Source organism: Pseudomonas sp. Con_6, assembly GCF_059379395.1.
Window position 1 is genome coordinate 3,212,681 of the sequence record NZ_CM182011.1, and the last position, 11,310, is coordinate 3,223,990.

Consider the following 11,310-nt stretch of genomic DNA (forward strand, 5'->3'; position numbering starts at 1 on the left):
CGCACTGCGCTTGAGTACGTCGACTCTCAGCTCTCTCCGCTAATCCCCTGATTTTCCAGACAATCACCACTGTCCCAGCGCCCCCGAATGGGGTAAAACTTCCGGCTCCTGTGTTTCCCCAGCCGGAGTCGGTGTGTCAGACAAGCTTCCCCCGCAACCCCAGGATCTCACCCCGCCAGCCCAGCTTCCGTGGCTCAGGCGCGTGGCCGCGCGCATGCTCGGCCGTGGCCTCAACCGCCTGAGTGCCCAGCACCGCGATTCCTGGTTCCAGGGCCACGCCAGCGGCCAGCGCACCGGCCATGCCGACGGCCTGCGCGAGGGCTACGAGCAGGGCCGTGTCGACGGCTACGAGGCCGGGCGTCAGGTCCTGGTGATCCGCGATACCCGCCCCGATGCCCATTCTGTGCCCGGCCTGGACGACAGTCTGTTCGACGACTGGCGCCTGCCGCTCACCGCGGAGTTGAAGAAACGCTTCAAGGCCGATGTCGCCCAGCGCCTGCCGGCCCATGCCCAGCCCAGCGCCGCACAGTGGAAGATGATCTTCAGCGAAACCCCGTCCACCTGCGTCATCGCCGGCGCCGGGGCGGGCAAGTCGACCTCGCTGGTGCTGCGCATCCTGCTGCTGCGCCATTACCTGGGCTACGAGCTGGATGCGATGACCGTGGTGACCTTCACCCGCGAGTCGCGCAAGGACTTCATCGCCCGCCTGCTGCAGGTGTTCAGCCAGTGGCAGGTGCCGCTGACGCCCGTGCAGGCGCGGGATCTGGTGCGCACCTTCCACTCGCGGATCCTGCCGCTGGTGCGCAGCCTGCCGGGTTTCAGCCAGGTGCGCGCCTTCGAGACCCTGGGCAGCGAGCTGCCGGCAGGGGCGGAGGCCGATGCCGAGAGCAACCCGTTCGACCTGCGCATCAACGACGCCCAGCGCCAGCAGCTCAATCTCTGCTACCGCGACCTGCTGCGCGTCAGCCCGCGCTTCGCCGAGCTGATCGGCGGCCTGCGCCGGGAGGCGGTACAGCTCAAGTCGCTGGAGCGCGATCACCCGGACGTGCAGAAGCGCGTCGCCGTGACCCAGCTCTCCGCCACAAGGGACGAAGAGCTCTGCGATACCATCGAGGACCTGTGGTTCCGCGCCGGCGTCTGGCCGATCAAGGGCATCGAGCCAAGTCGCGAGACCGTCGAGATCAACGGCAGCCAGTTCCATTTCCACGGTCATATCGCCGAGCTGGACGCCTGGGTGGTGCTTGGTTTCGATCCGGGTGAAAACCAGAACTACAAGCGCCCGGGGGCCAAGCTGCCAGTGTGGGCGGAGTGGGTGATCAAACGCACCCTGTTTCAAGCTTTCTGCGATAAGCCTGTGATTTGGTTGGGAAATTATGCAGAGGCAAGGCGTCTGACTGCCTCCTTGGCGGGCGACGCGGTGGCCGGCCCGGGCTTCGACTACAAGGTCAAGGGCGAGCTGGCGGCGGTACCCCTGCTGGACGCTTTCGTCGCGGCGGCGGGCTTTATCGAGAACCTTGGCCTGGATGTCAGCGTGGCCGTGCAGGGTATGAGTTTCCCCTCGGGCGATACCGACGGGCTGTTCTTCGAGGCCTTGAGCCTGTACTGGAAGGCTCTGGAAAGCCACCTGCTGGCGCAGTCACCGCCGGTGATGAGCTACAACCGCATGTTCGCCCTGTTCGGCGAGAACAACCCGGAGAACCTGCAACTGCTGCCGGACCCGCTGCTGCGGCCGCTGGCACACCTGATGATCGACGAGTTCCAGGATGTCTCGCCGCAGATCGTCTCCTGGCTGCGCGCCAGCCTGCGCGAGATCCGTCGGCGCGGGCCGGCGTTGAATGTCGGGCGCAAGGCACAGCACTCGTCGCTGCTCTGCGTGGGCGATGACTGGCAGTCGATCTACGGCTGGCGCGGCAGTTCGCCGAAGTACTTCATGGAGTTCGCCACGGCCTTTCCGGCGCCGTCCAACACCCGGGTGATGCTCACCGACAACTACCGCAGCCACCAGCACATCATCGATGCTGCCGAGCACATCGTGAAATCCGCGCCCTCGATCAGTGGCAAGAAGGCCAGGGCGGTCGGGCCGGCTGCCGGGGAGTGTTGTCCGGTGCAGGTGCGCGAGCGTGACGAGGTAGCCCTGGCGCAGCAGGTGACGGAGCACTACAACCGAGGTGACTCGGTAATGATCCTGTTTCGAAAAAGTTCTGATAAGTCATTGATATCAATGCATATTCAATCAATTATTAATGTTGATTCTAGATTGCCGCATGGGCAGCGTCGGCTGAAACAGCTGACCTATCACAGTGCCAAGGGGCTGCAGGCGGATGCGGTGTTCATGCTTGGGGACTGCCAGTACGTGACGCGCTCGCCGTACAAAAACCAGGCCTACCGGCTGGCCGGTCTGGGCAGGAATGGCGATCCGGAGGCGTTCGATACGGCGCAGAAGGAAGAGATTTTGCGCCTGGCCTATGTGGCGATCACCCGGGCGGTGCGGTACTGCTACTGGCATGTGGAGGTGCCGGGTGGGGAGCAGGCCAATCTGCCGCGGGCTTCGGTGCAGGTGGATGGGAAGAAGGTGTTCTTCGAGGATCTGCGCCAGGCTTGAGGGCCTCATCGCGGGCAACGCCCGCTCCCACAGCGGTCTGCATACCCCGCGGACCTCGTGGGAGCGGGCGTTGCCCGCGATAGGCCCTCACTGGTTCACAACCAATAGGTCACAGCCCACCAGCCCAGCCCGCCCATGACCACGGTGTATGGCAACGCCATCCACACCATCCGCCCATACGACAGCCGGATCAGCGGCGCAATCGCCGAAGTCAGCAGGAACAGGAACGCCGCCTGGCCATTCGGCGTTGCCACGCTCGGCAGGTTGGTGCCGGTATTGATCGCCACCGCCAGCGTCTCGAAATGCTCGCGGCTCATGCCGCCATTGAGGAACGCCTGCTTGACCTCGGTGATGTAGATGGTGGCGACGAACACGTTGTCACTGATCGCCGACAGTAGCCCGTTGGCAATGAACAGCATGCCTGGCTGCTGGTCCGCCGGCAGCGCCAGCACCCACTGGATCAGCGGAGTGAACAGTTGCTGCTGGTGAATCACCGCAACCACGGCGAAGAACACCACCAGCAGCGAGGTGAACGGCATGGCGTCCTGGAACGCCCGGCCCAGACGATGCTCGTCGGTGATGCCAGTGAACGAGGTGATCAGCACGATCACCAGCAGGCCGATCAGGCCCACTTCGGCGATATGCAGCCCCAGGCAGACGATCAGGATCAGTGCCGCCAGGCCCTGCACCATCAGGTTGGCGCGTTGCTGGGCGGTGCGCTGGGCATCGTCCTCGGCGGCGTAGGCGGCCAGCACCTGGCGCACCGCATCCGGCAGCAGGGTGCCGTAGCCGAACCAGCGCAGCTTCTCCAGCAGCACGCAGGTGACCAGGCCTGCCACCAGCACCGGCAGCGACACCGGGGCAACCTTGAAGAAGAACTCCTGGAAGTGCCAGCCCATCTCATGGCCGATCAGCAGGTTCTGCGGCTCGCCCACCAGGGTGCACACGCCACCCAGGGCGGTACCGACGGCGCCGTGCATCAGCAGGCTGCGCAGGAAGGCGCGGAATTGCTGGAGGTCTTCCCGGGCCAGGTCGGCGATGGCCTGGTCGCTGTCGATCTGCGCGTCACCACGGGGATTGGTCCCGGACGCGACGCGGTGGTAGACCGCATAGAAACCCACCGCTGCGCTGATGATCACCGCCGTCACGGTAAGGGCGTCGAGGAAGGCGGACAGAAACGCCGAGAGAAAACAAAATATCAATGACAACAAAGGCTTGGATCTTATTCCTAATAAGATGCGCGAGAATACGAACAGCAGCAGCTCCTTCATGAAGTAGATCCCGGCCACCATGAACATCAGCAGCAGGATTACCGGGAAGTTGTGCTGCAGTTCCTCGTACAGCGCATCCGGCGTGGTCAGGCCGAGCAGCAGCGCCTCGGCCATCAGCAGGCCGCCGGGCATCAGCGGGTAGCATTTGAGCGCCATGCCGAGGAAGAAGATGAACTGCACCACCAGCACCCATCCGGTGACCACCGGGCCCAGGGTCGCCAGCAACAGTGGATTGAGCAGCAGGAACAGGCACACGATGGCCTTGTACCAGCGCGGTGAGTGCCCAAGGAAATTGTGGGCCAGAGCGCCGGGCAGGGAGCGGGGCATGAAGATGTTTCCTAATAATTCAAAGACCTGCGCACGGTGCCGTAAGCGGCCTGCAAGATCAAGGAAAGTCAGTCCCGGTTTTGGCAAAAGCGCGGGCTGTGGGGTGCGATATAGTCCGGGACTACTTTCCCTCCCTGCTCAAGGAGCGTCGCCGTGACCGACTACACCGCATTCAAGGTCGAGCTGTCGAACAACATCGCCCACGTCCAGATCAACCGCCCGGAAAAGATCAACGCCATGAGCGCCGCGTTCTGGAGCGAGATCGTCGAGATCTTCCAGTGGATCGACGAGACCGACGCGGTGCGGGTGGTGGTGATCAGCGGCGCCGGCAAGCATTTCTCCTCCGGCATCGACCTGATGCTGCTGGCCTCGGTGGCCAGCGAGCTGGGCAAGGATGTCGGCCGCAACGCCCGCCTGCTGCGGCGCAAGATCCTGCAGATGCAGGCCTCGTTCAATGCCGTGGACAACTGCCGCAAGCCGGTGCTGGCGGCGATCCAGGGCTACTGCATCGGCGGCGCCATCGACCTGGTGGCGGCCTGCGACATGCGCTACGCGGCCGCCGACGCGCAGTTCTCGATCAAGGAAATCGACATGGGCATGGCCGCCGATGTCGGCACTTTGCAACGTCTGCCGCGTATCATCGGCGACGGCCTGCTGCGTGAACTGGCCTACACCGGGCGCAGCATCGACGCGGTGGAAGCGCAGCGCATCGGCCTGGTCAACCGCGTCTACGACGACCATGCCGCGCTGCTCGATGGAGTCTTTGCCATTGCCACCGAAATTGCGGGAAAATCCCCGATTGCCGTGGCCGGCACCAAGGAGATGCTCAGCTACATGCGCGATCACCGGATCGACGACGGGCTGGAGTACATCGCCACCTGGAACGCCGCCATGCTGCAATCCACCGACCTGCGGGTGGCGGTTGCCGCCCACATGAGCAAACAGAAGCCGGAGTTCGCCGACTGAGGTGAATGGCTAAGGATAAGGGAACATGTCAGCGCGCTGGACCACTGCGGTACTGGATACGAATGTGAGCGGCGGCCTTGTGGTCGTGCGCAGCGCCGAAGGATTCATGGTGGACGCCAGCGGCGCGCTGTTCCCCCGCGACTGGTTCAAGCGCCAGGAGCCGGATATCCGCTTCGAGCATGGCATCGGCCATTTCGACGGGCAGCCGGTCTACCTGATCGAGCTGCACGGCAGCCAGGCGCTGCCGGGCTGCAGCTGGCGCGGCCTGCGCCAGTTCATGCTGGAAGGCGACTTCGACACCTACACCATCCTCGGCTATGCCGCGCAGATCTCCACCTGGGCTCGCGAGCACCGTTTCTGCGGCAGTTGCGGCCAGCCGATGCGGCAGATCCACCGGGAGCGGGCGATGTACTGCGAGCCCTGCGACCTGCGCAGCTACCCGCGGATCTCGCCGAGCATGATCGTGCTGATCACCCGCGGTGATGAAATCCTCCTGGCCCGTTCGCCGCGCTTCGTCACCGGGGTCTACAGCACTCTGGCGGGCTTTGCCGAGCCCGGGGAGTCGGCGGAGGATTGCCTGGTGCGCGAAGTGCGCGAGGAAGTGGCGCTGGAGGTACGCAACATCCAGTACGTCGGCAGCCAGTGCTGGCCGTTCCCGCACTCGATGATGCTGGGCTTCCATGCCGAGTACGCCGGTGGCGAGATCGTCATGCAGCCCGACGAGATCGAGGATGCCCAGTGGTTCCGCGTCGACGCGCTGCCGCCTCTGCCCGCCGGGCGCTCCATCGCCCGCTACCTGATCGACCTCTACGTGGCCCGGCGCTTAGGCCTGGCCGAACCAGTGCTGCCACGCTAGGCGCACGGTCAGGGCCAGTACCACGGTGATGAACACCGGCCGGATGAACTTCGCACCGCCACTGATGGCGGTGCGCGCGCCGAAGAAGGCGCCGACCATCAGCGAAGAGCCCATCGCCAGGCCTACCGCCCAATCCACCTGACCCGAGAAGATGAACACCGACAGCGCAGCCGCGTTGCTGACGAAGTTCATGCTGCGCGCCACGCCGCTGGCCTTGACCAGGTCGACGGGGTAGAGCAGCAGGGTGCTGACGGTCCAGAAGGCACCCGTACCCGGGCCGGCGACGCCGTCGTAGAAGCCCAGGGTGAAGCCCTGCGGGGCCTGCCATTTCTTCTTGATCGGGATATTCACGTCCAGCGGCGCCTTGGGCGTGCCGCCGAACAGCAGGTAGATGCCGCAGGCGAAGACGATCACCGGGAGCATCTTGTTCAGCCATTCGGCCGGCAGGTAGTGAGCGATCACTGCGCCGATCAGCGCGCCGATGAAGGTGCCGACCAGGGCATGGCGCCATTGCGCCGGGTGGAACAGCTTGCGCTTGTAGTAGGTAAAGCCTGCGGTGGCCGAGCCGAAGGTGGAGCTGAGCTTGTTGGTGCCCAGCACCAGGTGCGGCGGCATGCCGGCGGTGAGCAGGGCAGGCGTGGTCAGCAGGCCGCCACCGCCGGCGATGGCATCGATGAATCCGGCGACGAAGGCAACTGCGGCGAGAATGGCGAGGGTGGTGAGGTCAACGCTGAGTTCGAAAGGCATGGGGGATTTCTTGTGCGACAGGGGCTGGCGAGAAGGGCTCGCCGGAAGCGGGATATGGTACGCCTGTCGTCGGGTTTTGTGTGGCTCTTGAGGGCCCTATCGCTGGCAAGCTGGCTTGCCAGCGATAGGGCCCTCAAGTTCAGCGGAGAATCAGGACAGGAACCCCCCATCCACATTCAGCGCCACCCCGGTGGTATAGCTGGACGCATCGCTGGCCAGGTACAGCACGGCTCCCGCCATCTCCTTCGGATCCGCCACCCGCTTGAGCGGGATCTGCTGCAGCGCGGTATTCAGGATCGCATCGTTCTTCACCAGCGCCGAGGCGAACCTGGTGTCGGTCAGGCCCGGCAGCAGGGCATTGCAGCGGATGCCGAACGCCGCGCATTCCTTGGCGAAGACCTTGGTCATGTTGATCACCGCAGCCTTGGTCACCGAGTAGATGCCTTGGAACACGCCCGGCGACACGCCATTGATCGAGGCGACGTTGATGATGCTGCCGCCACCGTGCTCGCGCATCAGCTTGCCGGCTTCCACCGACATGAAGAAGTAGCCACGGATGTTCACGTCCACGGTCTTCTGGAACGCACTCAGGTCGGTGTCCAGCACGTTGCAGAACTGCGGGTTGGTCGCGGCGTTGTTGACCAGGATGTCCAGGCGCCCGAACTCCTCGCGGATCCGCGCGAACACCGCGGTGATCTGCTCCATCTCGCCGATATGGCAGGCAATCGCAGTGGCCTTGCCACCGGCGGCGATGATGGCCTCGGCGACCTGCTGGCAACCGTCCAGCTTGCGGCTGGAGACGATCACATGGGCACCCTGCTGCGCCAGCAGGTGGGCGATGGCCTCGCCGATGCCGCGGCTAGCCCCGGAAACGAAGGCGATCTTGCCGTCGAGGTCGAACAGTTGGGTCTTGGACATGGTGGATTCCTTGTTGTCGTTATTCAGAGGGCGGACGCGTCGATGACCTTCAAGCTCATGTGCTCCAGCAGCTTGTTCATGTGGATGAACTGGGCGAAGCGCTTGTCCTGGGTCTGGCCATGGAAGAAGCGGTAGTAGATCTGCTGGACGATCCCGGCCAGGCGGAACAGACCGTAGGTGTAGTAGAAGTCGAAGTTGGCGATCTCGATCCCGGCACGCTCGGCGTAGTAGTCGACGAACTGGCGGCGGGTCAGCATGCCCGGGGCATTGGACGGCTGGCGGCGCATCAGTTGCACGGGGGCCGGGTCGTCTGCCTCGATCCAGTAGGCCAGGGTGTTGCCCAGGTCCATCAGCGGGTCGCCGAGGGTGGTCATCTCCCAGTCCAGCACGCCGATGATGCGCATCGGGTTGTCGGCATCGAGGATGACGTTGTCGAAGCGGTAGTCGTTATGGATGATGCCCGGGCGCGGGTGGTCCGCCGGCATCTTCTCGCGCAGCCAGGCGATCACCGCTTCCCAGCGCGGTGCGTCGGGGGTCAGGGCTTTCTCGTAGCGGCTGGCCCAGCCTTCGATCTGGCGCTGCACGTAGCCTTCGGGCTTGCCCAGGTCGGCGAGGCCGACGGCGTGATAGTCGACCTGGTGCAGTTCCACCAGGCGGTCGATGAAGCTCTTGCACAGCGCTTCGGTGCGCGCGGCGTCGAAGCCCAGCGCCGGCGGCAGGTCGGAGCGCAGGATGATGCCCTTGACCCGTTCCATCACATAGAACTCGCCGCCGATCAGCGATTCGTCGGTGCAATGCACGTAGGCCTTGGGGCAATAGGGGAAGCCGGCGTTGAGCTGGTTGAGGATGCGGAACTCGCGGCCCATGTCATGGGCGGACTTGGCCTTGCTGCCGAATGGCGGGCGACGCAGGACGAAGTCATGTTCCGGGTAGGTCACCAGGTAGGTCAGGTTCGAGGCGCCGCCCGGGAACTGGCTGATGACGGGCGTGCCGCTCAAGCCCGGGATATGCGCCTTCAGGTACGGATCGATCAGGGCGGGATCGAGCTCCTCGCCGGGGCGGACCTGGGTGGACTGATCGGTGAGCGTCATGCTTTTCCCTTATTTTGGTAGCCATGGAACATTGGCTAATCTAATTCTCGCGTCCAGACCTGCCAAGCGCCGTCACGCCTTATTGGCGCGGGTGTTGCCGGTCGATCAACGCACCTGATGCCACGCATTCATCGGGCGAAAAAAAACCGAAGCAGGGGACCGGCTTCGGTTTTTTTCGTCACGGCAGTGTCGCTTACGCCGGGAACAGCTCGCTGAGCTTCATCGACAGCATCATGTCGCCTTCGACGCGCAGCTTGCCGCCCATGAAGGCCTGCATGCCGTCGGTCTCGCCGCTGACGATGCCTTTCAGGGTTTCGCTGTCCAGGACCAGGGTGCAGTTGGCATCGGCGTTTTCGCCTTCCTGGATTTCGCAGGTGCCATCCTTGACGATCAGGGCGTAGTGCTTGTCTTCATCGGTGATGTTGAAACCGAAGACCAGGTCCAGGCCAGCAGCAGCGGCCGGGTTGAACTTGGCTTTCATGGCTTCTACGGCTTTGGCGACATCGCTCATGGTGTTTTCCTTGTTGAGTGGTTTCAGTGACGCAGGGTCGTTATCTGCCGGATTCATCGCCAGGTGACGAGATCCGGCACCCTCAGCAGCCGCACGTGGGCTTGGCTGTTGAAGGAGGCCAGGGTCACCTCGCTGCCGCGGAACTTCAGCTGGCTGAGCGAGGTGTTGATGATCTGCCAGTTCAGCGCGAAGGCCTGGCTGGGGCTGACGCCGGTGATGCGGTGGAGCAGGGCGGCGATGGTCCCGCCCGAGGTGAAGATGGCGATGTTGTCGCCGCCGGCAGCTTGCTCCAGCACCCGGTGCAGGCCGGCGCCGGTGCGCTGGACGAAGGCTGCCCAGCTTTCCAGGCCGTCGCGGTCATGCTGGCCGCCGTGCCAGCGCTGCACGATCAGCGCGAACAGGCGCTGGAACTCGGCGCGGTGCTCGCGGGCGTTGCGCAGGATATTCAGGGCTTCTGGCTCGTCCGGCAGCAGGCCTGGGAGCAGGGCGCGAATCACCGCGTCGGCATCGAATTCGTTGAAGGCGGCGTCGGTGTCCACTGCGGGTACGGCGACACCAGCCTCCTGCATGGCGTGCAGGGTCAGGCGTGCGGTGTCCTGCTGGCGGCGCAGATCACCGGCGACACAGCGGTCGAACTGCACGCCAAGCTGGACCAGGTGTGCACCGAGGGCTTCGCTCTGGCGCATGCCGATCGACGAGAGAACGTCGTAGTCGTCGCAACCGAAGGAGGCCTGGCCATGTCGTATCAGGTAGATGCTGCCCACGTCGTACGCCTGGGTGAGAAGGATTGGGCGAGGTTAGGTTGCCACCGACCCAGTGTCAACGAAAAAACATACAAGCGTTTGAAAAGAGCGTTTGAACTGTTCTGTCAGACATTTCCTATGCTGGCAGGGGCAGGTTACCGTCGGTATGCTTGACTATCGTTTTCGCGCCATGAGGGCGCAGGTCAGTAAGGAGTTATCGTGGAGTTTCTTGCAGAGTACGCAAGCTTTCTCGCCAAAACCGCCACCCTGGTGATCGCCGTACTGGTCGTGCTGTCGGCCATCGCCGGCATGCGCGGCAAGGGCCGGCGCAAGGCCGGCGGGCAGTTGCAGGTCACCCGGCTCAATGAGTTCTACAAGGACCTGCGCGAGCGCCTGGAGTCGGGTTTGCTGGAGAAGCACCAGCTCAAGGCCCTGCGCAAGCAGCAGGCGAAGGAGCAGAAGAAGCTGAAGAAGGCACCGGCGGACGACAAGCCGCGGGTCTTCGTGCTGGATTTCGATGGGGACATCAAGGCCTCGGCCACCGAGAGCCTGCGCCATGAAATCACCGCGCTGCTCAGCCTGGCCACGGCCCGCGACGAGGTGGTGCTGCGCCTGGAGAGCGGCGGCGGCATGGTTCACAGCTATGGCCTGGCTGCCTCGCAGCTGGCGCGCATTCGCCAGGCCGGGGTGCCGCTGACCGTGTGCATCGACAAGGTCGCCGCCAGCGGCGGCTACATGATGGCCTGTATCGGCGAGCGCATTGTCAGTGCGCCGTTCGCCATTCTCGGCTCCATTGGCGTGGTGGCCCAGTTGCCCAACGTCAACCGCCTGCTGAAGAAGCACGATATCGATTTCGAGGTGCTCACCGCTGGCGAGTACAAGCGCACGTTGACCGTGTTTGGCGAGAACACCGAGAAGGGCCGGGAGAAGTTCCAGGAAGACCTGGATGTCACCCACCAGTTGTTCAAGGATTTCGTGTCGCGCTACCGACCGCAGTTGCATATCGACGACGTGGCGACCGGTGAGGTGTGGCTGGGCGTGGCGGCGCTGAACAAGCAACTGGTGGATGAACTGAGGACCAGTGACGAGTACCTCAGTGAGCGGGCGCGGGAGTCGAACCTGTATCACCTGCACTTTGCCGAGCGCAAGAGCCTGCAGGAGCGGGTAGGGCTGGCGGCCAGCGGGGCGGTGGAGAATACCGTGCTGGGGATCTGGAGCAGGATCAGCCGCTGGCGGTGATCTTTAGGGCCTCATCGCTGGCTTGCCAGCGATAGGGCC

General features: G+C 64.1%; 10 protein-coding genes. 4 read left to right on the top strand and 6 right to left on the bottom strand.

Going from position 1 to position 11,310, the window contains the following annotated elements; genetic code table 11:
* Nucleotides 1-214: 214 nt before the first annotated feature.
* Nucleotides 215-2,602 (top strand): UvrD-helicase domain-containing protein, encoded by a 2,388-nt coding sequence (locus AC5QPF_RS14365; RefSeq protein ID WP_494964172.1) that lies wholly within the window; start codon nucleotides 215-217, stop codon nucleotides 2,600-2,602.
* A gap of 95 nt (nucleotides 2,603-2,697) precedes the next feature.
* Here the strand turns inward: AC5QPF_RS14365 and nhaB are convergent, their stop codons facing one another.
* Nucleotides 2,698-4,200, bottom strand: a complete 1,503-nt coding sequence (gene nhaB / locus AC5QPF_RS14370) for a sodium/proton antiporter NhaB (RefSeq protein WP_494963855.1) — start codon at nucleotides 4,198-4,200, stop codon at nucleotides 2,698-2,700.
* A 153-nt stretch (nucleotides 4,201-4,353) separates the two neighbouring features.
* On the opposite strand from nhaB, the gene AC5QPF_RS14375 reads away from it, so the two are divergent.
* The gene (locus AC5QPF_RS14375; RefSeq protein WP_494963856.1) at nucleotides 4,354-5,166 is read left to right on the top strand and encodes a crotonase/enoyl-CoA hydratase family protein; all 813 of its coding nucleotides are present in this window, start codon (nucleotides 4,354-4,356) and stop codon (nucleotides 5,164-5,166) included.
* A gap of 25 nt (nucleotides 5,167-5,191) precedes the next feature.
* On the top strand, nucleotides 5,192-6,022 hold the full coding sequence (gene nudC, locus AC5QPF_RS14380) for an NAD(+) diphosphatase (protein WP_494963857.1): 831 nt from the start codon (nucleotides 5,192-5,194) through the stop codon (nucleotides 6,020-6,022).
* On the opposite strand, the gene AC5QPF_RS14385 is transcribed toward nudC, so the two are convergent.
* The 5 genes from AC5QPF_RS14385 to AC5QPF_RS14405 all read right to left on the bottom strand — a co-directional run bounded on the left by AC5QPF_RS14385 (nucleotide 5,990) and on the right by AC5QPF_RS14405 (nucleotide 10,053).
* Nucleotides 5,990-6,769, bottom strand: coding sequence for a TSUP family transporter (locus AC5QPF_RS14385; protein WP_494963858.1), 780 nt, complete (start codon nucleotides 6,767-6,769; stop codon nucleotides 5,990-5,992). The genes nudC and AC5QPF_RS14385 overlap by 33 nt on opposite strands.
* Before the next feature lie 150 nt (nucleotides 6,770-6,919).
* Nucleotides 6,920-7,687 (bottom strand): SDR family oxidoreductase, encoded by a 768-nt coding sequence (locus AC5QPF_RS14390; protein WP_494963859.1) that lies wholly within the window; start codon nucleotides 7,685-7,687, stop codon nucleotides 6,920-6,922.
* 23 nt (nucleotides 7,688-7,710) lie between these two features.
* Nucleotides 7,711-8,778, bottom strand: a complete 1,068-nt coding sequence (locus AC5QPF_RS14395) for a phosphotransferase (protein ID WP_494963860.1) — start codon at nucleotides 8,776-8,778, stop codon at nucleotides 7,711-7,713.
* Nucleotides 8,779-8,971: 193 nt separating this feature from the next.
* Nucleotides 8,972-9,289 (bottom strand): SCP2 sterol-binding domain-containing protein, encoded by a 318-nt coding sequence (locus tag AC5QPF_RS14400; RefSeq protein ID WP_036995189.1) that lies wholly within the window; start codon nucleotides 9,287-9,289, stop codon nucleotides 8,972-8,974.
* Nucleotides 9,290-9,342: 53 nt separating this feature from the next.
* Entirely contained in the window at nucleotides 9,343-10,053 is a 711-nt protein-coding gene (locus tag AC5QPF_RS14405) for a histidine phosphatase family protein (RefSeq protein ID WP_494963861.1), read from the bottom strand.
* 198 nt (nucleotides 10,054-10,251) lie between these two features.
* Here AC5QPF_RS14405 and sohB point away from each other — a divergent pair, with 198 nt between their 5' ends.
* Nucleotides 10,252-11,271, top strand: a complete 1,020-nt coding sequence (sohB, locus tag AC5QPF_RS14410; RefSeq protein WP_494963862.1) for a protease SohB — start codon at nucleotides 10,252-10,254, stop codon at nucleotides 11,269-11,271.
* The last annotated feature ends 39 nt before the right edge of the window (nucleotides 11,272-11,310 follow it).